23 protein-coding genes are annotated in these 23,131 nt (G+C 67.3%); 17 read left to right on the top strand and 6 right to left on the bottom strand.

Annotation, left to right across the window (positions count from 1 at the left end):
• Positions 1–77 precede the first annotated feature (77 nt).
• Positions 78–950 (top strand): MipA/OmpV family protein, encoded by an 873-nt coding sequence (locus E5S69_RS01535; protein ID WP_216621212.1) that lies wholly within the window; start codon positions 78–80, stop codon positions 948–950.
• Between the two features lie 172 nt (positions 951–1,122).
• Positions 1,123–2,124 carry a Bug family tripartite tricarboxylate transporter substrate binding protein gene (locus E5S69_RS01530; RefSeq protein WP_171513254.1) on the top strand — a complete coding sequence of 334 codons (1,002 nt, stop codon included), beginning with the start codon at positions 1,123–1,125 and terminating at the stop codon, positions 2,122–2,124.
• A gap of 81 nt (positions 2,125–2,205) precedes the next feature.
• Here E5S69_RS01530 and E5S69_RS01525 read toward each other — a convergent pair whose 3' ends face one another.
• Positions 2,206–4,431, bottom strand: a complete 2,226-nt coding sequence (locus E5S69_RS01525; protein ID WP_171513253.1) for a TonB-dependent receptor — start codon at positions 4,429–4,431, stop codon at positions 2,206–2,208.
• A 222-nt stretch (positions 4,432–4,653) separates the two neighbouring features.
• Between E5S69_RS01525 and E5S69_RS01520 the strand changes: the two genes are divergently transcribed.
• From E5S69_RS01520 to arsH, 12 genes are all read left to right on the top strand, one after another.
• Positions 4,654–5,091: a helix-turn-helix transcriptional regulator gene (locus E5S69_RS01520; RefSeq protein WP_171513252.1), complete on the top strand. Its 438-nt coding sequence runs from the start codon at positions 4,654–4,656 to the stop codon at positions 5,089–5,091.
• Positions 5,092–5,164: 73 nt separating this feature from the next.
• Positions 5,165–5,572, top strand: coding sequence for a VOC family protein (locus tag E5S69_RS01515; RefSeq protein ID WP_171513251.1), 408 nt, complete (start codon positions 5,165–5,167; stop codon positions 5,570–5,572).
• A gap of 63 nt (positions 5,573–5,635) precedes the next feature.
• The gene (locus E5S69_RS01510) at positions 5,636–6,205 is read left to right on the top strand and encodes an isochorismatase family cysteine hydrolase (RefSeq protein WP_171513250.1); all 570 of its coding nucleotides are present in this window, start codon (positions 5,636–5,638) and stop codon (positions 6,203–6,205) included.
• Positions 6,206–6,267: 62 nt separating this feature from the next.
• A complete protein-coding gene (locus E5S69_RS01505; RefSeq protein ID WP_171513249.1) occupies positions 6,268–6,642 on the top strand; it encodes a VOC family protein in 375 nt (124 codons plus the stop codon).
• Between the two features lie 181 nt (positions 6,643–6,823).
• Positions 6,824–7,279, top strand: coding sequence for a universal stress protein (locus tag E5S69_RS01500; RefSeq protein ID WP_171513248.1), 456 nt, complete (start codon positions 6,824–6,826; stop codon positions 7,277–7,279).
• A gap of 21 nt (positions 7,280–7,300) precedes the next feature.
• Positions 7,301–8,314, top strand: a complete 1,014-nt coding sequence (locus E5S69_RS01495) for a zinc-dependent alcohol dehydrogenase family protein (protein ID WP_171513247.1) — start codon at positions 7,301–7,303, stop codon at positions 8,312–8,314.
• A gap of 383 nt (positions 8,315–8,697) precedes the next feature.
• On the top strand, positions 8,698–9,033 hold the full coding sequence (locus tag E5S69_RS01490) for an ArsR/SmtB family transcription factor (RefSeq protein WP_171513246.1): 336 nt from the start codon (positions 8,698–8,700) through the stop codon (positions 9,031–9,033).
• Positions 9,030–9,512, top strand: a complete 483-nt coding sequence (locus E5S69_RS01485; RefSeq protein ID WP_171513245.1) for an ArsI/CadI family heavy metal resistance metalloenzyme — start codon at positions 9,030–9,032, stop codon at positions 9,510–9,512. Before E5S69_RS01490 ends, E5S69_RS01485 begins: the two co-directional genes overlap by 4 nt.
• A 9-nt stretch (positions 9,513–9,521) precedes the next feature.
• The gene (locus E5S69_RS01480) at positions 9,522–10,016 is read left to right on the top strand and encodes an arsenate reductase ArsC (RefSeq protein ID WP_171513244.1); all 495 of its coding nucleotides are present in this window, start codon (positions 9,522–9,524) and stop codon (positions 10,014–10,016) included.
• 36 nt (positions 10,017–10,052) lie between these two features.
• Positions 10,053–10,547, top strand: coding sequence for an arsenate reductase ArsC (locus E5S69_RS01475; protein WP_171513243.1), 495 nt, complete (start codon positions 10,053–10,055; stop codon positions 10,545–10,547).
• Between the two features lie 2 nt (positions 10,548–10,549).
• A complete protein-coding gene (gene arsB / locus E5S69_RS01470) occupies positions 10,550–11,635 on the top strand; it encodes an ACR3 family arsenite efflux transporter (protein ID WP_171513242.1) in 1,086 nt (361 codons plus the stop codon).
• 33 nt (positions 11,636–11,668) lie between these two features.
• Positions 11,669–12,433: an arsenical resistance protein ArsH gene (gene arsH / locus E5S69_RS01465; protein ID WP_171513241.1), complete on the top strand. Its 765-nt coding sequence runs from the start codon at positions 11,669–11,671 to the stop codon at positions 12,431–12,433.
• Positions 12,434–12,481: 48 nt separating this feature from the next.
• On the opposite strand, the gene E5S69_RS01460 is transcribed toward arsH, so the two are convergent.
• From E5S69_RS01460 to imuA, 5 genes are all read right to left on the bottom strand, one after another.
• Complete coding sequence (locus E5S69_RS01460) at positions 12,482–13,132, bottom strand: hypothetical protein (protein ID WP_171513240.1); 651 nt, start codon at positions 13,130–13,132, stop codon at positions 12,482–12,484.
• 11 nt (positions 13,133–13,143) lie between these two features.
• A complete protein-coding gene (locus E5S69_RS01455) occupies positions 13,144–14,097 on the bottom strand; it encodes a 5'/3'-nucleotidase SurE (protein WP_171513239.1) in 954 nt (317 codons plus the stop codon).
• Between the two features lie 285 nt (positions 14,098–14,382).
• Entirely contained in the window at positions 14,383–17,835 is a 3,453-nt protein-coding gene (locus E5S69_RS01450) for an error-prone DNA polymerase (RefSeq protein WP_171513238.1), read from the bottom strand.
• Positions 17,832–19,397, bottom strand: a complete 1,566-nt coding sequence (locus E5S69_RS01445; RefSeq protein ID WP_171513237.1) for a Y-family DNA polymerase — start codon at positions 19,395–19,397, stop codon at positions 17,832–17,834. Before E5S69_RS01445 ends, E5S69_RS01450 begins: the two co-directional genes overlap by 4 nt.
• Positions 19,330–20,238 (bottom strand): translesion DNA synthesis-associated protein ImuA, encoded by a 909-nt coding sequence (gene imuA / locus E5S69_RS01440; protein WP_171513236.1) that lies wholly within the window; start codon positions 20,236–20,238, stop codon positions 19,330–19,332. Before imuA ends, E5S69_RS01445 begins: the two co-directional genes overlap by 68 nt.
• A gap of 300 nt (positions 20,239–20,538) precedes the next feature.
• Between imuA and E5S69_RS01435 the strand changes: the two genes are divergently transcribed.
• The 3 genes from E5S69_RS01435 (at position 20,539) to E5S69_RS01425 (ending at position 23,127) form a co-directional block, all read left to right on the top strand.
• Positions 20,539–20,826 (top strand): helix-turn-helix domain-containing protein, encoded by a 288-nt coding sequence (locus tag E5S69_RS01435; protein WP_171513235.1) that lies wholly within the window; start codon positions 20,539–20,541, stop codon positions 20,824–20,826.
• The gene (locus E5S69_RS01430; RefSeq protein ID WP_171513234.1) at positions 20,823–22,142 is read left to right on the top strand and encodes a type II toxin-antitoxin system HipA family toxin; all 1,320 of its coding nucleotides are present in this window, start codon (positions 20,823–20,825) and stop codon (positions 22,140–22,142) included. The genes E5S69_RS01435 and E5S69_RS01430 overlap by 4 nt, the downstream gene beginning before the upstream one ends.
• A 76-nt stretch (positions 22,143–22,218) precedes the next feature.
• Positions 22,219–23,127 carry a DMT family transporter gene (locus E5S69_RS01425; RefSeq protein ID WP_171513233.1) on the top strand — a complete coding sequence of 303 codons (909 nt, stop codon included), beginning with the start codon at positions 22,219–22,221 and terminating at the stop codon, positions 23,125–23,127.
• The last annotated feature ends 4 nt before the right edge of the window (positions 23,128–23,131 follow it).

Here is a 23,131-nt window from a genome sequence, read left to right as displayed (position 1 = left end):
TTGCGCTGGCCGCCATCCAGTGGAAAGATGTCAGCCACGGGCCCCGCGCCCGCAACCTGACTGCCCGCCATGCGGGGATGGAGGCTGCCGTGACCGAGCGAAATCCCAAGCGTCCGTCCGCGCGCATCGCGCTGCTGCTGGCCGCGGGCGCCGTGCTGGCGCCGCGCCTGGCCAGCGCCCAGACGCCGGCACCGCTGGCCGAATGGCAGTTCTCCGCCGGTATTCCGCTGCAGAAGCTGTTTCAGGACGACATCCCCGTCTGGCAAGTGCGGCTCGGCGCCGCCGCCATGCTGCGGCCACGCTACGACGGCTCGTCCGAGTACATCGTGGTCGGCGGCCCCAGCATCGATATCCGCTACCGCGACCTGGCCTTTGCGTCGATCGGCGAAGGGCTGGGCGTGAACCTGCTGCGCGGCAAGAACTGGCGCGCCGGCATCGCGCTGACCTACAACCTGGGCCGGCGCGGGCACGAAGATTCGCCGCACCTGGATGGCATGGGCAATATCAACCCGGCGCCGGAAGGCAAGCTGTTCGCCGAATACGCAATCTCGAAGGAATTTCCGCTGGTGCTGCGCATCGACGCGCGCCGCAGCCTGGGCGGCAGCGACGGGTGGATCGGCGATATCGGCGCCTACATGCCGCTGCCCGGCAGTTCGGAGCGATTCTTCTGGTTTGCCGGACCCACCGTCACGCTGGCCGACTCGCGCTACATGAACGCCTGGTACGGCGTCAGCGCCGCGCAGGCCCGCGCGGGACGGCCGCAGTACCACGCCAGCGGCGGCATCAAGTCGTACGGCTTTGGCGTAACCTCGGTGTGGTACTTCGCCAAACACTGGTTTGCCAGCTCGGATGTGGCCGTTTCACAGCTGGCGGGGGACGCCGCCGACAGCCCCATCACGCGCAAGCGGACCAACGCGGTGTTCGACCTGTCGGTCAACTACGAATTCTGAAGATCGTCGCGGCCAGCCTGGTTCGGCTATCGCACATTGGATGGCCGGCGCCCGGGATTCAGCCGTGTCGGCGCGTTACCGTGCCGACTGCGTCCCGCATAATTGGCCGGCCGGATCTCCGGCCGCAGGCCCCGCAAGGGGATTGCCAAGCATGCCAAAGAAGGAGACGTAGTTGAAGTCCAGCATCAAGCATCGCGTTGCGCGCAGCGCGCGTTCCATTGCCATCGCCGTCACCGGCCTGGCCGCCGCCCACACCGCCCCCGCTGCCCATGCCGCCGAGGCGTGGCCGGCCAAGCCGATCAAGGTGATCGTGCCCTACACCCCGGGCGGTTCCACCGACACGGTCTCGCGGGTCGTGTTCGAGCAGGTCTCGCAACGGCTGGGCCAGCCCATCATCATCGAGAACAAGCCCGGTGCCAACAGCACCCTGGGTGTCGGCGTGGCCGCGCGCTCGGCGCCGGACGGCTACACCTTTGTCTCGGTGCTGGCCGCCTACAGCGCCAACATGTCGCTGTACTCAAAACTCAGTTACAAGCCCGCGGACCTGGTGCCCGTGGCGGAAATGGCGGAACTGCCGTTGTTCCTGTTCGCCAGCAAGAAGCTGCCGGTCAAGACCGTGGCCGAACTGGTCGACTACGGCAAGAAGCATCCCGACACGCTGACCTTCGGCTCCAGCGGCGTCGGCAGTTCCGCGCACCTGACCGGCGAGCGCCTGGCGATGGAATCGAAGCTCAGGCTGACCCACGTGCCGTACAACGGCAGCGCGCCGATCCTGCCGGCCCTGGTGTCCGGAGAAGTCTCCGTGGCGTTCGACCCGCTGCTGGTGCCGATGCCGCACGTCAAGTCCGGCAAGATCAACGTGCTGGCCGTCGCTTCCGCCAAACGCTGGCCGGGCGAGCCCAATATCCCGACCATGGAAGAAGCGGGCTTCCCCGGCTTCGTCATGAGTTCATGGACCGGCCTGCTCGCACCGGCCGGCACGCCGCAGCCGATCGTCGCGCGCATGGCAAAGGAAATCGCCGCGGCCACGCGCAGCCCGGAAGTCACGAAGAAGCTGACCGAGCTGGGCTTTGTACCGGTGGGCGGAACATCCGAGGAATTCCGCAAGCTGATCGAGCGCGATACCAAGCGCTATGCGGAGATCGTGAAGGCGGGGAAGATTACACTGGACTAAGGCAGCGGCTTGCCACCCCCGGCGCGGTGGCGAGGTTGCCGGCGGCTAGCGCCGCCGAATGACCCGCCACGCGCGCCACGCTTACCAGCGGTGCTGGTACATCGCCGTCAGCGTAATGCCCGCGGCCGGCAGCCGGCTGGTATTGTTGCTGTTGCGCAGCAACTGGCTGTACAGCGGGTAGTAGTTGCGGTTGAGCAGGTTCTCGATGCCGACCGTGATGGTGTCCTTGCGCGTCAGTTCATAGCGGCTGATCAGGTCCACGGTGGTATAGCTGGTGACCTCGCGCCGGCCGAAGCTGTTCTGGCCGTTGAGCCGGTAGTCGCGGCTGGCGTAGTAGGTCATCTGCACGCGGTTGCTCCACTGGCTCACGGGCCGGAACTGCAGGTAGGCCGTGAGCTTGAGCGGCGGAATGCGGTAGCCGGTCATGTCCTGCAAGCCGGTGCTGCCTTGCGGCCGTTCGCGCCCGTTGATCCAGGTGATGGTGCCGCCCGCACCCCAGCGTTCGTCATCGGAGCGGTAGTCCGCCGCCGCTTCCACACCCGCGATGCGCTCTTCGGTGCGGGTCAGGATCAGCCCGTTGTTAAAGCTCTGCACGTCGCCCAGTTTGGACGTGGTGTAGAACACGGCCACGCTCGCCAGCGTATTGCCCAGCGCGCCGCGCCAGCCCAGTTCGTAGTTGTTGGTCTTGACCGGATCCAGGCTGGACGAATTGATGTCGAAGCCGGCGCGCGCGTTGCGGATCTGCAGGCCGATATCCGGCAGCTGGAAGCCCTGGCTGAACGACGCATAGAACTCCTGGCCCTTGACCGGCGCATACGCCGCGCCGAGGTTGAACAGCCACGCGCCATAGTTGACCGTGCCGCCCTTGACCGTGGCCGGGTTGCTGGCGCGCGCTTGCGACAGCGGTACGAAATCATCGAAGCTGGCGCTGGCGCGCTCATAGCGCAAGCCGCCCTCGGCCGACCACTGCTCGCTGAACTTGTGCTGCAGCTGGCCGAAGATGCCGCCACTGCGCGTGGTCAGCGGCGGCATATAGGTGGCCGTGCCGATGCGGTTGAAGACCAGCCCCCCGCTGCTGTCATAGACGCGCGGATCGAACAGGTCCAGCGGCATGTCGCTGCGCTCCTGGTTGTAGTCCGCGCCCCACAGCAGCTTGGTGGCCCTGGCCTGGCCCAGCGGCGTGCTGATGGTCAGCCGGCCGCCGAACACGTCGCTGTTCTGGCTGATCTGGTCGACATTGCCGCCGCGCGTGGCCACGGCGCGCGCATCAAAAGGCGGAAAACGCGTGAAATAGTCGCGGTAATAGAACTGGCTCGACACCGTGCTGCCGAACAGGTCCTGGTGCTGGTAATCCAGGTTGACCACGGTATTGCGCAGCTCGTTCTGGTGCTCCAGCTGCAGGCCGCGGATGGCGCGCGCGGCGGTGGAGCCGGCCGGCGCGCGCGCGACCGACGGGTCGGAGGCATAGTCGGTGTTCTGCTTCGCCTGGTACTGGCTGACGCTCAGCTGCAGCCGCTGCTGGCCGTCAATGCGCCAGCCCAGCTTGCCGCTCACGTTGTAGACGTTGGAATCAAAGAGATCACCCTGGCTGGGCTCCGGCGCAATGCGATGGCCTTCGGCATCGTAGGGGCTGCCAATGCGCTGCGCGCCCAGGTGGAAGGCATAGTCGATCGGTCCCTGGCTGCCGGAAAAATGCTGCTGCACGTTGGCGCTCAGCCCTTCCTTGCTCAGGCGCGTCAGCGGCGTGCCCAGCGTGACCGTGGTGTCCGCGCTCGGCGGCCCGCCGGCCTGGCGCGTGGTGATCGAAATGATGCCGCCGCTGGCGCCCGCCCCGTAGAGCGCGCTGCTGCCGCGCAACACTTCGATGCGCTCGATATTGCTGGGGTCAATGGTCGCCAGGTTGCGCGCCGAGTCGCGGTTGGTGTTCAGCGGGATACCGTCGACCAGCACCAGCGCGCTGCGTCCGCGCAGCGTCTGGCCGAAATCCGTCACGGTGCGGCTGGAATCGGCCATGCCGGGAATTACCTTGCTGAGCATGGTGGCAAGGTTGGTGGACCCCGTGCGCAGTTCCTCCAGCTCCTCGCGCTCGATCACCGTCACTTGCCGCATCGGGTTCACCAGGTCGCTCTTGATGCGGTCAACGCGTACCTCGACAGCATCCAGGCTGCCACCCTCCACCGACGCGGCCGGCGCCTGGGCCTGTGCGGCGGCGATCAGCGGCATCGTGCCCGCGATGGCACAGATCAGCAGGGACAAAGGGCGGGGACGAAGAGCAAAGCGGATACAGGTGGCCGGAAGGGGTTGCATGGCAGCAGCAGGCGCGCAGCGAGCTTTAGTGGTTTGTAACAAAACCGTGAATGATAATGATTCTTGATTGTGTCAGCAAGCACGTGGCTACACGGGTTATGTTTTCGATGGCACAAATTCATCGCTTCGCTGCGAGGTGCAGCGCGCCAGTTCGCCACCCCTGTTTTACTGGGCGGTCGGCGCCAGGTTGAACAGGCCTCGCGGGGATGGCAGGATACGTCGATGACCGCCGCCCCTGACACCATCCTCCGTGACCTGGCCCGCCTGCGCCGCGTGCGCGACCGCATTGACCGCGACTACGCCCAACCACTGGACGTCGAGGCGCTCGCCCGGGGCGTCCATATGTCGGGGGGCCACCTCAGCCGGCAGTTCCGGCTGGCCTATGGCGAGTCGGTCTATTCGTACCTGATGACACGGCGCATCGAACGCGCGATGGCGCTACTGCGCCGCGGCGACCTGAGCGTCACCGAGGCCTGCTTCGAGGTCGGTTGTTCATCGCTGGGCACCTTCAGCACCCGGTTCACCGAGCTGGTCGGGGTCGCGCCAAGCGTTTACCGCCGCGATCATGCGCGCGCCGCCGAGGGCATGCCCTCCTGCATCGCAAAGCAAGTGACGCGACCGATCAGGAATCAAGAAGCACCGGAGAAAGCCTCAGCCTAGACTGCGTTCCATGGTTCGGGACCCAGCGCGGCGACGGCCGCCACCGCTGCTTTTCCAATTTCGGAGACCGCTCATGGACATCACCATCCACTCGACTTTCCTTCCCCACACCGATCCGGACGCCTCGCTCGCGTTCTACCGGGACGCGCTCGACTTCGAAGTCCGCAAGGACGTCGCCTTCGGCGGCAACCGTTGGGTCACCGTTGGCCCGAAGGGCAAGCCCGGGACCTCGCTGGTCCTGTACCCACCGAACGCCACGCCCGGCGTCACCGACGCAGAAAAGCGCACTATCGCCGAAATGATGGCCAAGGGCACCTTCGCCATGCTGCTGCTTGGCGCGAACGACCTCGACGCCGTCTTCCAGCGGCTGCAGCAGTGCGAAGCCGAGATCGTCCAGGAGCCAACCGACCAGCCCTACGGCGTGCGCGATTTCGGCGTGCGCGATCCGGCCGGCAATATGCTACGGATCCAGCAGCTGTAATGCGTTGAAGCCAGACTGACGCCCCGACGGGCATCACGAATCCCTGACCATGCATCCTTGATCATGCAGATTCCGGCAATCGTCCCCGCGCAAACCGCCCTGGTGGTCATGCACTACCAGACCGACATCCTCGCCTTGTTTCCATCGGTCGCGCCCACCTTGCTGTCCAATACCCGCAAGCTCTGTGACGCCGCGCGGGCCGTGGGCGTCGGCGTCTATTTCGCCAAGATCCACTTCAGCCCGGGCTATCCGGAAGTGAGCCCGCTGAACCGGAACGGGCAAGGCATCAAACAACTGGGCCTGTTCACCGACGACCAGGTCTCGCCCGAGCTTGGTCGGCGGGACACTGAACCGCTGATCATCGCGCATCGCGCGAGTGTGTTCTTTGGTACCGACCTGCAGCTGCGGCTGTCGGCGCGGGGTATCGATACGCTGATCCTGGCGGGCATTGCGTCGACCGGCGTGGTGTTGTCATCGGTGGCGTATGCGAGTGATGCGGACTTCCGCTTGTTCACGGTCAGGGATTGCTGCTACGACCCAGACCAGGTTGTGCACGACCATCTGTTTTCAACGGCGTTCGAGTCCCGCACGACGGTGCTGTCGCTCGCCGATGCCTTGTCACTACTCGCCTGACCGTGGCCGGGCTTTCGACAGCCGAGGGACAATGCAGGCATATCCGTGCTTCGGGAGAACCCATGTTTGACCACGTCAAATTCGGCGTCAGCGACTATGCAGCGAGCAAGGCGTTCTTCCTCAAGGCGCTGGAACCGCTCGGCGTAGCCATCGTGTCGGAGGGACCGCCGGCCTACGGTGTCGAGCTGAGCGCGCAGGGCAAGGCATCGTTGTGCCTGTTCGAGACCAGGGAAAAGCCTGCGCATCTGCACCTGGCGTTTACCGCCGAGACCCGGCAGCAGGTAGACGCGTTCTATCGCGCAGCGCTGTCAGCGGGCGCCAGGGACCATGGTGGACCGGGTCTGCGGCCGCACTACCACGCGAACTACTATGCGGCGTTCGTCATTGGTCCTGACGGGCACAATATCGAGGTGGTCTGTCACGCACCGGGGTCGTGACCCTTCCTTCGAAAGCAGGACCAGAGTCTGGTTGCCATCACCCCGCTCCCTGGCTGGAATCAAGGCGGCGGCTGCGCCGCGGCGTCGGATTGATGCACGTCAAACGCGTACCCACGCGGGCATCTACGCTGAAGGCAGCGCATCGCCACGTGGATTCCACCCTTTCGCCAGGAGACTCATCATGTACCAGCGCATCCTGCTCGCCGTCGATGGCAGCCGTTCGTCGGACCTCGCCCTGAGCCAGGCCATCATCATCGCCAAGGCAACCGGCGCCGAGGTCAAGGCCTTGTTCGTGGTGGACGACAGCGATGTCTTCTTCGAGGCGAGTTACTTCAACCCGAAGGAACTGGTGGACAGTCTTATCATGCATGGCCGCAAGGCGCTGGATGCGGCTTCTGTCAGGCTCAGCGAGGCAGGCGTGCGGAATCTGGTGCAACTGGACGAAAAGCCGGTGGGACCGGGCAAGATCTCGTCAACCATTGTTGCTGACGCCGATGCCTGGAACGCGGACCTGATCGTGCTTGGCACGCACGGCCGCCGCGGAGTACGGCGCCTGCTGATGGGCAGCGTGTCGGAAGGCGTGCTCGCCAAAACGAACAAGCCCGTACTGCTGGTCCGTAGCGAGATCGAAGGCTAGCCCGGCCCGGCACAACACGCCATGCCGCACCCAACCATGCGAGCGATGGTCTTCGAGGGCGCAGGCTTGCCGCTGCGCCTTCGTGAGGTACCCGTTCCAGACCCCGGCCCCGGCGAAGTCCGCATTGCCGTAGCGGCCTGCGGCGTATGTCGGGCCGACTTGCATATCGTCGACGGTGACCTGCGCCGACCCAAGCCGGCACTCATACCGGGTCATGAGATTGTCGGCCGGGTGGACGCGTGCGGCACGGACGTCACCGACCTCAGGCCCGGTGACCGCGTAGGCGTGCCATGGCTTGGACATGCCTGCGGCGCTTGCCGCTACTGCCTGAAGCATCGCGAGAATCTTTGCGGGGCGCCGCTGTTCACGGGCTATACCCGCGATGGCGGCTACGCCGAGTTTGCCGTTGCCGACGGCGCCTTCTGTTTCCGGATCCCGTCCGGCTACGATGACGAGCACGCCGCGCCACTGCTCTGCGCCGGTCTGATCGGCTACCGCACGTTGCGGATGGCGGGCGCGGCCATTCATGCACGCCGCATCGGCATATACGGGTTCGGTGCCGCCGCGCACCTGGTGACGCAGATCGCAGTGGCGCAAGGGCGCGAGATCTACGCCTTCACCCGCACAGGCGATGCTGGCGCCCAGCAACTCGCCTATCAGACCGGTGCTTGCTGGGCCGGTTCGAGCGAGTTGGAGTCCCCCCTTCCGCTGGACGCGGCGCTGATCTTTGCCCCGGTCGGGGCACTGATTCCCAAAGCGCTGCGCGCCGTAGACAAGGGCGGCGTCGTGGTCTGCGGCGGGATTCACATGAGCGACGTGCCAAGCATGCCTTACCGGTTGCTCTGGGAAGAAAGGCGCCTTTGCTCGGTCGCCAACCTCACGCGCGAGGACGGCCGCACGCTGATGGATATTGCCACGCGGACCACACTGGTGACGCACACCACCGTCTATCCGCTGGAGCAAGCCAACGAGGCACTGGCCGACCTGCGCGAAGGCCGCCTTACCGGTGCTGCCGTCCTGAGAATCCTTCCATAGATCGCCGCCAGGCATTGGGATGAGCCGATACCAGTCCCACAGGCTGGACACGCCACCTTGCTGATGTGCGCAAGCGGCAACCCGGAAAGCGCTCGGCTTCACCCTCACGCCTTCGCGCCTTGCACTCTCCTCGGCAACTGTCGTTCGTGCACGCGAGCGGATGCGGATTTGATGACCGCAAGGCCCTGGAGGAAGTCGCGACACTCGCGGCGGACTGGTTCGAACAGTCCTGGTGATGCTATCGCGCCCCAGCCCGGAGCACGAAGCGGCACGGTACCGAGCGGTGACCCGGACGGCGTCGAGAGGCATCCCCAGCGCCTGGTACGCCAATCGTCACAGAAACTTCGCTTTACAGATTTCCATGTTTCGAATATCTTCGAAACATGGAAACTAACCACGCCCTTGAAGCGCTTGCCGCGCTTGCCCATGCGATACGCCTCTCCGTCTTCCGGATGCTGGTGCAGGCCGGTCCGGCCGGAATGCCGGCCGGCCGGATTGCCGAACTGTTGGAAATGCCGGCGTCATCGTTATCGTTCCATCTGAAGGAGCTGAACCGCGCGGGCTTGCTGTCCAGCCGCCAGGACGGTCGCTCGATCATCTACATGGCCCGTTTCGAGACCATGAACGCCTTGCTCGGTTACCTCACGGACAACTGCTGCGGCGGTAATCCGTGCTCCCCTGTCTCCACCTGTTCCGTCGCCCTGGAGCCCAAATCATGAAGCGCTTCCACGTTCACGTCAGCGTTGCCGACCTGTCTGCCAGCATCCGTTACTACTCAGCGCTCTTCGCCGCCGAACCGTCGTTGGTCAAAGACGACTACGCGAAGTGGATGCTGGAGGATCCACGCGTGAACTTCGCCATCTCGGCACGTGGCGCGGAACCCGGCGTCGATCACCTGGGCTTTCAGACGGACGACGCCGCAGAACTGGCCGAGCTGAAGCAGCGCGCCGAAGCCGCTGACATGGCGCTGCAGGATGAGGGCGAAACCACCTGCTGCTATGCGCGTAGCGACAAGTACTGGCTGACCGACCCGCAGGGCATTGCGTGGGAGCACTTCCACACCCTGGGCGACGTGCCCGTGTACGGAGAATCCCGAAGGATCGAAGCAGAAGGCCAGCCATCGGCCTGTTGCGCGCCCCGGGCGCCGAAGGGCAAGCCGGTCGGCGTTGCGGTCAAATCCACGCCGTCTTGCTGCTGAGAGCGCGCCATGAGCGAAAGGACCTACCACGTACTCTTCATCTGCACCGGCAACTCGGCCCGCTCGATTCTGTCGGAAGGCCTGATGAACCATCTGGGCCAGGGACGCTTCCGCGCCTACTCGGCTGGCAGCCACCCTGCCGGGGTCGTCAATCCCCTCGCATTGGCCGCGCTGGCACGCCACGGCCTGAAGACTGACGGGTTTCGCAGCAAGAGCTGGGACGAGTTTTCCCGGGATGACGCACCGGCGCTCGATTTCATCTTCACAGTCTGCGACAAGGCCGCGGGAGAAACCTGCCCGGTCTGGCCCGGCCAACCCATGACGGCGCATTGGGGCGTGCCCGACCCTGCCGCCTGCGAGGGCACCGAAGCCCAGAAGCAGCAGGCCATCAACGACGCCGTCATTTCGCTCAAGCGCCGTATCGAACTGTTCCTGTCCCTGCCGCTGCCCAAGCTAGACGCCATCGCGCTGCAGAAGGCCATCCAGGACATTGGCACCCGCTAAAACGCCCCACATCCAGAGCCTGTTGTTGCCACGCACATGACTACCAACGTACTGATCCTCTGTACCCACAATTCCGCCCGTAGCGTTCTCGGCGAGGGCATGCTCAACCACCTCGCCAGGCAGGTCGGCCGGGACGTGCGTGCCTACAGCGCCGGAAGCTCCCCCAGTGGACGTATCAACCCGTTCGCTATCGAGGCCCTCGAGAATGCCGGTGTCGAGGTCGGTAACTTCCGCAGCAAGAGCTGGGATGAATTCGTCGGCGAAAATGCGCCGCCCATGCGCGTCGTGATCACGGTGTGCGACAGCGCGGCCGAAGAAGCATGCCCGTACTGGCCGGGTAGCCCGGTGAAGGTGCACTGGGGCTACCCGGACCCGTCCAACACGGAAGGCGGCGATGAAAAGAAGCGTCAGGCATTCGAGCTGACCCGGCAGGCGATCGCGTACCGCATGCTGCAACTGCTGCTGCTGCCGATCGAGGACATGGGCAACGCCGAGTTGCAGGAGGCGCTGCAGCGCCTGGCGAGGATCTGATCATGCCGAGCCACAACGTAGCCGCCGCCAGCCAGCCCGCAACCAAGCCTGCCATCGGCTTTTTCGAGCGATATCTGACCATTTGGGTCGCGCTGTGCATTGTCGCCGGTATCGGGCTGGGGCAGGTGTGGCCAGGCGTTTTCCAGGCGATCGGACGGATGGAATACGCGCAGGTCAATCTGCCAGTGGGCATCCTGATCTGGGTGATGATCATCCCCATGCTGGTCAAGATTGATTTCGGCGCACTGGGCCAGGTGAAATCGCACTGGCGGGGCATCGGCGTGACGCTGTTCATCAACTGGGCGGTCAAGCCGTTCTCCATGGCGCTGCTCGGCTGGCTCTTTGTGCGCCACCTGTTCGCGCCGCTGCTGCCCGCCGACCAGCTTGACAGCTATGTGGCCGGCCTCATCCTCCTGGCCGCGGCGCCATGCACTGCCATGGTCTTTGTCTGGAGCCAGCTCTGCAAGGGCGATCCGTACTTCACGCTATCCCAGGTGGCACTGAACGACGCCATCATGGTGGTCGCCTTCGCGCCGGTGGTGGCGCTGCTGCTGGGCCTGTCGTCGATCACCGTGCCGTGGGATACCCTGCTCACGTCGGTGGCCCTGTACATCGTCGTGCCGGTCATCCTCTCGCAACTGCTGCGCAAGATGCTGCTGGGCCAGGGCGTTGCCCGCTTCCAGCGGGTCGTGCAACGATTGGGGCCGTACTCCATCACGGCGCTGCTCCTTACCCTGATTCTGCTGTTCGCATTCCAGGGCAAGGCCATCATCGACCAGCCGCTGGTGATCGCGCTGCTCGCGGTACCGATCCTGATCCAGGTCTTCTTCAACTCGGGGCTGGCCTACCTGCTGAACCGGAAACTTGGCGTGGCCCATTGCGTGGCGGGCCCGTCCAGCCTGATCGGCGCCAGCAATTTCTTCGAACTCGCGGTCGCCACCGCCATCAGCCTGTTCGGCTTCCAGTCGGGCGCGGCGCTGGCGACAGTGGTAGGGGTCTTGATCGAAGTGCCGGTCATGCTGCTGGTGGTCAGCATCGTCAACCGCTCGCAGTCATGGTACGAGGCCAGGGCCCACCAGGTAAGGTAAAAGGGCTGCCCGCAACGATCTACCGCTACTGCCATGACCAAGGATATGCCCAACATCGTCCCGGAGGTGCTCGACACCCCGGATCTCCGCAAACTGGAATCGGCGCGTCCCAGTACCCACCCGCCACGCATCCTGTTGCTCTATGGATCCCTGCGCGAGACATCGTACAGCCGCCTGCTGGTCGAGGAAGCCGAACGGATCCTGCAGCACTTCGGTGCAGAGACTCGCGTGTTTGACCCGCATGGCCTGCCGGTTTGCGACAGCGTCCCCGCCGATCATCCCAAGGTGGCCGAACTGCGCAAGCTTTCGGAGTGGTCGGAAGGCCAGGTGTGGTGCAGCCCCGAGCGTCACGGCACGCTGACGGCGGTCTTCAAGAACCAGATCGACTGGCTGCCGCTGGAAATGGGCGGTATCCGTCCCACCCAGGGGCGCACGCTGGCCGTCATGCAAGTTTGCGGCGGCTCGCAATCCTTCAATGCCGTCAATGCACTGCGCGTGCTCGGACGCTGGATGCGGATGGTGACGATCCCCAATCAGTCGTCGGTTGCCAAGGCCTACCAGGAGTTCGACGCGAATGGCCGCATGAAGCCCTCCTCTTACTATGACCGGGTGGTGGACGTCATGGAGGAGCTGTTCAAGTTCACGCTGCTCGTACGCGATCGCAGCGACTACCTGACGGATCGCTACAGCGAGCGCAAGGAAGCCGCACCGGCTGCCGCCACCACGCTCGCGGCGGCGGCCATGAGCCATGAGCAGGACGCCCAGGTCAGCGATACCGACAGCGGCGAAGTCGAATAGCGAACGCGCCGGGCAGCCTGGCGCTGCGCTAGCGCCAGGCTGCGTCGCTCAGTCGCGATACGCCCACAGGTCCACCACGCGGCCGCCGTCATCGGCAAGCAGGCGGAACGCGGCCGGCTGGTAGTCGGCATCGATCGCCAGGACCCCGGTGGCGCTGGCGGGCAGCGTGCCGCAGGCTGACGTGGACAGCTGCAGGCGCAGCGTATTCGGCATGGCCTGCGCGGCGAGCGTTCCCGATAGCTGGCACGCCGAAGCGCCGGGCGCAAGCTTGCCCTCGGCCGTGACCGTGAAGCTTGCGCTGGCGCCGGACGGCAGCACCGTGGTGTAAATACCAGCCACGCTGGCGGGATCGACGCTGGTTGCGGGCACCGACGCCTGACTCAGCAGCTTGACGCTGGCGGACGTGTCCGCGCCCGGTGCGGCGAGCCAGCTGCCGTTCTGGTCGCGGCGGTAGATGGTGGTGGCCTTGTCCTCGGCATCGGCCAGGGCCAGGTAGCGGCTGCCGTCCGTGCCAGCGTAGTACTTGCCGACGGTCGGGTTGTCGGCATCGCCCACGCTGACGACGTAGGCGCCGGGATCCAGGTCGGTGACTGACAAGGCGGCGGCGGGCGGTGCAGTGTGGTCCGGCGCGTCGCTGCCGCCGCAGGCGGCGAGCCCCAGCACAGCGGCCAGGGGAAACAGGGAAATGAGGCGTTTCATCGGGACCTGCCTCACTGGCCGAACAGTTCACCCAGGCGCAGGCGCAGCCATTGCTGGCCGGCGGGGCGCTGGTCGAAGCCGATCTGCATGGCAGTGACGGCGGTCCTGGTCTTGTAGACGACGGACTCGTCCTCGGCCTGCGCGGGGGTCGGCGTGCCGCTGCCGGCGCCGATGCCGAGCCCGTACGGTGCCGTGCCGCTGAACTTCAGCGCATAGGCATCGAAGGTGCCATGCCGCGAGAACGCGAACGGCGTGGCGGCCGTTGGCGCGTTCGGGAAATTGACGTTCAGCGCCAGCCCCGCGGGCAGTAGCGGGCCGCCATTGGCCTTGGCCTGCAGTGTGTTGATCAGCTTGATGGTCAGCTGCGCCACTACGCCGGACACCGGATTCGCCAGTCCGGCATTGTCGACCGAATCCGTACCCGCGCTCAGGGCAATCGACGGAATGCCGCGCGCTGCGCCGAACTGCGCATTGCTGACGGTGCCCGAGCTGTTGACGATGCGGCCGACGTTCTGCCCTTCGTTGGGGCCGGACAGCACCAGGTCGGGCGCCTTGCCCCAGCGTGCCGGCGCCAGCACGTCCAGCCCGTACATGGTCGCCATTACCGGCGTGCCATGGGCGTAGTGGTAATCGCCGTTGGTGTAGCCCGCCTTGGTGAAGGGCCCCACCGCGGGCTCGCCGGTCTTCGCCGCGCCGTTGTGGCAACCGCCTTCGGCCTCCACCTGGGTCTTGTCGTTGTCCGGCACGATGACCGTGGTGCTGTACATCACGATGCCGGCGCCGCGGCCGCTCTGGCCGGTGCAGGGGACGCTGACGATAACGTTGTGGCCGGCGCCCTTGAGGGCGTCGTACAGCGCCTTCAGGTTGCTGGTCAGGCCGTCGTCGTTGGTCAGCAGGATGTTCAGGGCGAAGGCAGGACTCGCCGTGGCGGCCAGCAAGGCCGCGGCGATCAGGCGGGATTTCATGTCGATGGTATGTCGAGGCGGTTCAGGAATGCGGGACTGGCGTGCCCCGCGCGGCAGGCATGGAACTTCAGCAGCCCGGTGAGGCTGGCAGGCTCTCGCGCCGGCAGCGCCGGTGTAGGAGGCGCGGGCCGGGCGCAGCGCCCTGTGTATCCGCTGGCGGACGGACGCTACCTTACCCGCGACGCATGACAGTTGCGTGAACAACAGAAGCACCTGGCGATAAACCAGGCCTGCCCGCAAACCGCTTTACGCACCACGCATGGGCTGGCTGGCCGGCCATGCGGCTCAATGAAAATCCCGGCTTCCCACCAGCAGCCGCCCCAGCATCGGGCTCAGGTCCACCAGTTCCTTGGCCACCAGATGGCGCACGTCGCCCTGGCGCTGCCAGGTGCCCACCACGCCCAGCAGCGTGGCGCCCAGCACCTCCTTGCGCTGGCGCTCGACCAGGTCGGGCCACAGGATCAGGTTGATGCTGCCGGTCTCGTCCTCGATGGTGGCAAAGATGGTGCCGCTGGCCGTGGATGGACGCTGGCGCACGGTGACGATGCCGCAGGCACGCACGCGGCGGCCGTTGGCGCAGCGTTCAAGCTGGCTGGCGGTGGCAAAGCGCATGGCGGCCAGCTTGTGCCGCAGCAGCGCCAGCGGGTGCGACTTGAGCGACAAGCCCAGGCTGGCATAGTCCGCGGTCACGTCTTCGCCCAGGCGCGGCGGAGGCAGCGCCAAAGCGGCTTCCGCGGGCGGGGCTTCATACAGCAGGTCACGGTGCGCGGCATGCGCGGCGGCGGCGCGTGCCTGCCAGCGCGCCTGGCGGCGGTTGCCGGCCAGCGGTGCCAGCGCGTCGGCGGCGGCCAGCACGTCGATGTCGTGTCGGTCCAGGCCGGCGCGCAGCGCCAGGTCTTCGACGCTGTCGAAGGCACGCTGCGCGCGCGCGGCCTCGATGCGTAGCGCGGCGGCCTCGCGCATGCCCTTGACCCGGCCCAGGCCCAGCCGCACGCGCGGATGCGGCGGCCGCTGCGGTCCGGCGCTGGTCCGCGCGCTGGCCCGCACGTTGGCAACATCGGCCTCCTGCGCCGGCTCCAGCGTGCTGTCCCAGCGGCTGATGGTGACGTCCACCGGCAGTACCTGCACATCATGGCGGCGCGCATCCTGCACCAGCTGCGACGGCGAATAGAAGCCCATCGGCTGGCTGTTCAGCAGCGCGCACAGGAAGGCCGCCGGATGGTGGCACTTGAGCCAGGAACTCACGTACACCAGCTTGGCAAAGCTGGCCGCATGGCTTTCAGGGAAGCCGTACTCGCCAAACCCCTCGATCTGCTTGCAGATCGCCAGCGCGAAGGATTCCGGATAGCCGTTGCCGGTCAGCGCGCGCACCAGCGCGTCCTGGTGCCGGCGCAGGTCGCCGCGCCGCCGCCATGCCGCCATCGAGCGCCGCAGCTGGTCCGCCTGCCCCGGCGAGAACCCCGCCGCGTCGATCGCCAGTTGCATTACCTGTTCCTGGAAGATCGGCACGCCCAGCGTGCGGCCCAGCACTTTCTCGATGACCTGGTTGAAGTAGACCGGCAGCTTCTGCGTGCGGCGCAAGGCTTCGCGCCGCTTCAGGTAAGGATGGACCATGCCGCCCTGGATCGGGCCCGGCCGCACGATCGCCACTTCCACCACCAAGTCGTAGTACTGGCGCGGCTGCAGCCGCGGCAGCATCGACTGCTGCGCGCGCGACTCGATCTGGAACACGCCGATGGTGTCGGCCTTGCAGATCATGTCGTAGGTCTGCTGGTCTTCCTTCGGGATGTCTTCCATGCGCGCGGGCAGCCCCGCACGCGCCGGCTCGTCGCTGGGATTGGGGATCATCTCCAGCGCGCGCCGGATCGCCGACAGCATGCCCAGCGCCAGCACGTCGACCTTGAGCAGGCCCAGCGATTCCAGGTCGTCCTTGTCCCACTGGATCACGCTGCGGTCGGCCATGGCCGCATTCTCGATCGGCACCAGCCGCGACAGCTTGTGCCGCGCGATCACGAAGCCGCCCACGTGCTGCGACAGGTGGCGCGGAAAACCGCGCAGCTGCGCGGTCAGGCTGGCCCACTGCTGCACCGCCGGCGAGTCGGGATCGAGCCCGTAGCGGGCGATCTTGTCGACAAAACCCGGCCCGCCGTCCCACCACGCCTGGCCCTTGACCACCTGCTCGACCACGCTGGCATCGATGCCCAGCGCGCGGCCCACGTCGCGCAAGGCGCTGCGCGAACGGTAGGTGATCAGCGACGCCGCCAGCGCGGCGCGATGGCGGCCGTATTTGTCGTAGATGTACTGGATCACTTCTTCGCGCCGCTGGTGCTCGAAGTCCACGTCGATATCGGGCGGCTCATCGCGCTCACGCGACAGGAAGCGGCCGAACAACAGGTTGGCCTGCTCGGGGCTGACCTCGGTCACATACAGGCAGAAGCACACCAGCGAATTGGCGGCCGAGCCGCGCCCCTGGCACAGGATGCCGCGCGAGCGCGCAAAGCGCACGATGTCGTGCACCGTGAGGAAGAACGGCTCGTAGTGCTTTTCCTCGATCAGTTCCAGTTCTTCTTCCAGTTGCTTGTCCCACTCCGGCTTGAGGCCGTTGGGAAAGCGCTCCAGCTTGCCGCGCTCGACTTCCTTGCGCAGGTAAGAGATCGGCGTCTCGCCGGCCGGCACCAGTTCCTCGGGATACTCGTAACGCAGCATGCCCAGCGAGAAATCGCAGGATTCGGCAATCTTCAGCGTCTGCGCCAGCGCCTCGCGCGGGTACAGGCGCGACAGCACCTGGCGCATGCGCAGGTGCTGCTCGGCATTGGGCGCCAGCGCCATGCCGCATTCGGCCAGCGGCTGGCCCAGCCGGATCGCGCTCAGCACGTCGGACAGCGGCTTGCGCGAGCGCACGTGCATGGTGACTGCGCCGGCGGCGGCCAGCGGCACGCCGGTCTGCGCCGAGACCGCTTCCAGGCGCGCGCGGTGCAGCGCATCGGCATGGCCCTGCAGCTGTTCCAGCGCAATCCAGGCGCGTTCGCCGAACACTGCGCGGCACCACTCGGCCTGCTCGCGCAACCGTTCAGGCTCGGCGCAATAGTCGGGCAGCAGCAGCGCCACGCAGCCGGGCATGCCGCGCAGGTGCGCTTCGTCAGCGGCAGGCGCGGCCAGGTCTTCGGGATGGAGCCGGTAGCTGCCCTTCTGCGCGCGCCGGCGGCCCAGCGTGATCAGCTCGCTCAGGTTGCCGAAGCCCTCGCGGTGCTGCGCGATCAGCACCAGCCGCAGCGGCGCTTGCGCCGAACCATCGGCCGGGGTCAGGCTGAAGCGGCTGCCGATCAGCAGCGAAAAAGCATCGGCGGCGCGGGCCAGCGCCTGCAGCCGCTGGTGGCGGCTGGCGTGGACGTCGGCATCGGCATCGCCTGCACCAAAGGCATCATCGTCGTCCAGCAGCGGCTCGTCCACACCTTCTTCGCCGCGTGCGGCGCTGCGCGCCACCGCGTCGTGCAGGCGCTTGCGCAGCGTCTCGATGGCATCGTGCGCGCGCGCGGTGCCGGCCACCGAGCATTCATCGGTCAGCGCCAGCCCGCTGTAGCCCAGGCCGAAAGCACGCTCGATCAGCTCGCCCGGGTGCGAGGCGCCGGTCAGGAAGGTGAAGTTGGAGATGCAGTGCAGTTCCACGTAATCCGGCAGCGCCGGCAGCAAACCCGGCAACGAGGCGGACAGCGAGGTGGATAAAGGCGGCGCGCTCATGCGAACAGCCCATGCAGGAACCAGCGGTACTCGCCGCCCTCGTCCTGCGCGGCATGGCCCGGACGTTCACGGAAGATCCAGCAGCGCAGGCCGTCGGCGCGCTCGGCGATAAAGTAGTCGCGCGTGGCCAGCGCGCCGTCCCACCAGCCGGATTCGATGCGTTCGGGCCGGCTCAGCAGCGCCAGCGGACCGCCATGGCAGGGCCGGTGGCGCTGCACCGGCAGCGGCAGCGGTTGCGGCAGCAGCCACAGCGGGCGCTCCGGCTGCGGGCCTGGCAGGCTGGCGGCCTTGTTGCCGCCGGGCTCGTCGACCGGGCACCAGCGGTTGGCGCGCTCGGGCCGGTGGTCGGCCAGCGGCCGCGGCTGCAGCACGTTGTCGCGGCCCAGCCGCGCCATCAGCGTATCGAGCAGGCGGCCCAGGTCTTCCGGGGTGCCGCCAGGCTCCGGGAACAGCGCATCGCTGTGCGGCACGCATGCGGCCATGGCCTCCACGCGCAGCGCCAGGCCGGTCACGGGGGCATGGAAGCTGAGCTTGTCGAGCTTTTCGCGCAGCAGCCGCGACAGGTGCGCGGGGTCGCGGCTGGGCTGGGCCAGGCCCAGTTGCACCGGCGTGCCTTCGGTAGCCACGCCGCGCCGGTAGCGCTCATGCTCCAGCACCAGCACGCAGCGCGTGACGCCGGCCTGCTGCACCGCCAGCCAGCCCGCCAGCGCCAGCAGCAGGCGCTGCGCGCCGGCCAGCACGCCCTCGGCCGATTCGATGCGGCCCGGCAGGTCCATGCGTTGGGCAAACACGGGCGGCGCCACAAACCAGATGAAACGCGCCGGCGCCTCGCCATAGGCCTGGTCCAGCCGTGCCAGCAGCGCCGGGCCCAGCCGGCGCGTCAGGCCCGCGCGCGGCAGGTGCCGCACCTCGCCCAGCGTGCGGCAGCCGATGCCATCCAGCCAGGCCGGATCGGCCAGCGTATGCAGCGCCTCCACCGACAGGCGGTCCAGCAGCCGGTGCAGGCGCGCCATGCCCACTGCCCGGCGCGCGGGCCGCACCACGCCGCGCCGCGTGCGCCGCAGCGGCTGGCGCGCCAGCCACGCGGCGCCGTGCGCGGTGGGCCCGGAACCCACCTGGGCAATGGTGCCGAGCTGGCGCACACAGGCACGCACCGCGCGGCACAGCGCGCGGTGGCCGCCAAACAGGCGCAGGCTGGCACTGACATCGAGCATCAGCGTGGCCGACTCCGGCTCCTCGTCGACGCTCACGGCTGGCGTGAAATGCAGCAGGGCCAGGGCCACCGCTTCCATCAACGAAGCTTCCGCCGCCAGGTCGCGCTCCAGCTGCACGATATCGGCCGACAGCGCCTGCACGCCGCCGCGGCGCATGCCGTAGCGCACCCCAAGCTGCATCGCCGGGCCATTGGCCAGCACCACCTGCTCGCGCGCCATCACCGCCACCGGCAGCGCATGGTGCAGGGTGGCGGCGGACAGGCTCTCGGCGGACGCCAGCTCAGGCCAGTTGGGCTGCAGGGCGTCCAGGGGCAGGCGCGGCAGGTGCACCGCGATCCAGTACGGCATCGGAAGAAAGCTGAGAAGACTGAGCCAGCGGTTCAGGCAAGGCTGGCGCCCCCGCCGGAACCGGCCAGGCGGCCGTGCGCGTGGCCGCCGCCATGCCGTCAAGGCGCAGCAGCAGCGGCGTGTCCCGCACCGGGCCGCGGCGCTTGTGGAAGGTGATCGACAGCACGTTGCCGGGCAGCGGCGCCAGCAGCAGCCGCAGCACCGCGGGCGACGACTCGCGCAGCGCCGCGGCCGGTCGCATCGCCCAGGCCACCGCGTCGCCGGCCTGCGCCAGCACCTGCAGCCGCCGCAGCGCCTCGGGGCGCGCCGCCGGCAGCCAGACCAGCACGCCGCCAAAGGCCTGGCTGCGCAGCACCTGTTCGGCCGCCCACAGCATGTCGGCCTGCTGCGCGGCCCGGGCCGAGCCGGCCGGGGGCCGCACCCAGTAGCACTGCCGCGCCGGCAACCCGGCCGCGGCCAGCCCCATCGCATTGGGCAGGTAAGGTGGCGCCACCAGTGCGATGCGCCGCCCCGCTTCGGCCAGCGTGCGCAGGGCCGGCAGCAGCAGGCGCATTTCTCCCGCGCCGCCCTGCGTGGTCAGCAATTCGGTCAAGCCACCGGCCGGCCATCCGCCGCCGGGCAGTTCCGCCGACAGCGCGTCATACCCGGTCGGGCACACCGCCGCCGCCCCGGCTCGACCCAGCTGGCCGGCCCGCCACAGTCCGGGATAGCGCTGCTCGAGCGCCGACAGCGCCTGCTGGCGCGCACCCGCCTCAGGCAAGGCAGGCGGGGACGGCGGCGGCGCAGGGAAAAGACAACCCTCTGCCGCCCGGGGCGGGGCTGCGTGCAGTGGCGCAGTCATGTGAAGTCGGTATCGCTCGCCGGCAGCGGCAAGGATTTAGGATGTTTACGATAACTGTATGTTTATACAGTATCGGTGACAAGGCAAGAGGTAACGACGCAAGGTGGTTTCCCCGGCACGGCAAGAACGCCTCCTCAAGGCTTCTCATGCGGCCCGTCCGCCACGGCTTCTTGATCCCTGACGTTACTATCATTCTTTGGAATGATAGTAGGCAAAAAATGCTTCTATCGAATTAAGGATGACGAAGTGACCACCAACGGGTATCATGCTATCGAATGAACCTCATTGTAAAATAATGCTATGTCATTAATTTCACAATGCCGTCAATTGCGCGAAGCCCGGGGCAAGAGCCTGACTGACCTGGGACGGTTGCTCGGCATGGCAACGCAAAACCTTTCAGCCATCCTGCTTGGCAAGAAGGACAGCCGCGCGTCCACCCTCGAAGCGCTGGCCGCCGGCCTTGACGCCCAATGGGTGCTGGTGCCCAACGAGCGCCTCGCCGAGGTCCGGCAAGTGCTGGAAGGCAAGGGCAGCGGCCCCGACCGCGGCGCCCGCGCCGCGCTCGACATCTTCCTGGAACAGGAATGAGCTACGAACTCCACCCGCGCTTCCTTGAGGTCCGTTTATACGACCGGCTGTGCGGTTATCTATGCGAGGCCGGCGGCAATGTCCGCTTCGTGCCCGCCGATGAATTCCGCGGCGACACCGACCGCCCTACGCTGAGCCTGTCGATCACGGTGCCGACCGAAGCCGGGCGCCGCGCCACCGCCGAGGTGCTGGACAACCCCTTCCATCCCGCGGTCTACAGCACCGGCCATGAACTGCCGCCCTACTTTGCCGGCCTGCTGCCCGAAGGCGAACTGCGCAAGCGGCTGGAGGCCACGCGCAGCAACCCCGAAGACAAGGATGACTTCGGCATCCTGGCCTCGGCCGGCAATGACCTGCCGGGGGCCGTGGTGGTCCGCCCCGCTGACGCGGGCGCCTTGCCCGCGTATGCCCGCGCCTATGGCGTGACCGGCGGCGCCGACAACCTGGAAATCGCCGTGGTCGAGGGCGCCACGCAAGGGGCCGCGTCGGTCTCCGGCGTGCAGAACAAGCTGGCGCTGTCGACGGTGCAGGAAGGCAAGCGCTACACGCTGCCGACCCACGGCAAGCTGTCCGACATCATCGCCAAGCTGCCCGCCCGGAACGATGACGCGCAGGTGTTCAATGAATCGATCTCGATGCAGCTGGCCGCCGCCGCGGGCGTGCATGTCGCCGCCACGCGGGTGCTGCCGCTGTCGACCATCGCGGTGGAGGGGCTTGCCGAATCGCTCGGCGAGCCCCTGCACTATCTCGCGGTCGACCGCTTCGACCGCACCCCGTCCGGACGCGTGCATGCCGAGGATGGCTGCCAGATGCTGGGCCGGATGCCGGCCAGGAAGTACGCCAGCCTTGACGGCTACGTCCAGCTGGTGGCCACGCTGTACCGGCTGAGCCCGAGCGGGGTCGAGCATGTGCGGCAGTTCTTCCTGCGCCAGGCGGTCAATACGCTGATCGGCAACAGCGACGCGCACCTGAAGAATTTCTCGGTGATCTATCCCAACGGCGTGCTGCCGGTGTTGTCGCCGGCGTACGACATCGTCTGCGTCGCGGCGCTGCCCGGCTTCGCCTCGTACGGCCAGAACGTCGCCATCGACCGGCTGCAGCGCAAGGAAACCCTGGCCACCTACGAATCGATCGCCGAGCAAGCCGGCGTGCCGCGCCGCATCGCCACCGCGGCGGTCAAGGAAGCGGTGGCGCTGGCCCATGCCCACTGGCCGCGCCTGCTGGACGAACTCGACGCGCCGCGCGCGCTCCGCGAGGTGGTCACCGGGCGCCTTGGAACGTTGCCGCTGGCCAGGGCCGGCCGGCCAGGCAGATAGCTGGCCCGCACGAAGCGCAAGCAACGGCGACACCGCAATCGCGGATAATGCGCCTTCCACCAGCCCGCCTCGCCCCATGTCCGCCAGCAGCCCCAGCACCCGACGCATCGACTGGACCACCCTGTTCCTGCTGACCTTCCCGCCGCTGAGCTGGGCCGGCAACGCCATCGTGGGCCGGCTGGCCGCCGGCACGGTGCCGCCGGTCACGCTGAACTGGGCGCGCTGGGTGCTGGCCGGCATGCTGCTGGCGCCCTTTGCCTGGCGCGGCGTGGTCGAGCACCGCGCGGTGCTGCGCCGGCACGCGGGCGTGATCACCGCCATGGGCATCCTGTCGATTGCCAGCTATAACGCGCTGCAGTACCAGGCGCTGACTAGCTCGACGCCGATCAACGTGACGCTGATCGGCGCCTCCACGCCGCTCTTCCTGATCGTGATCGGCGCGCTGTGGTTTGGCGAACGGGTCAGGCCGTGGCACGTCGCCGGCGCGCTGCTGTGCATGGTCGGCGTGACTTTCGTGCTGGTGCGCGGCGAACTGTCACGGCTGGCCCAGCTGGACCTCGTGCCGGGCGACCTGTTCATGCTGGCGGCCACCATCGCCTGGAGCGCCTACACCTGGCTGCTGCGCAAGCACCGCCCCGCGCTGCCCCTGCCCGTGCTGCTGTTCGCGCAGATCGTCACGGGCGTGCTGGCCAGCGCGCCGGTCACGGCCTGGGAACTGATGACGCTGGACCAGCCGCTGCAATGGAACGGCAAGGTCGCGGCCATCCTGCTGTATGTGGCAACCATCCCGTCGCTGCTGGCCTACTTTGCCTGGGACCGCGCCATTGCGCGCGCGGGCGCCCAGCTGCCGGTGTTCTTCATCACGCTGACGCCGGTGTTCGCCGCGCTGCTGTCGACGGTGCTGCTGGGCGACTGGCCGCGCTGGTATCACGCGGTCGGGCTGGCCGCGATCGCGGCAGGGATCTGGCTGGCGCAGCGGCGCTGACGGC

The organism is Cupriavidus necator, assembly GCF_013141915.1.
Taxonomy (GTDB): domain Bacteria; phylum Pseudomonadota; class Gammaproteobacteria; order Burkholderiales; family Burkholderiaceae; genus Cupriavidus; species Cupriavidus necator_B.
This window is presented reverse-complemented; position numbering and strand designations above follow the sequence as displayed.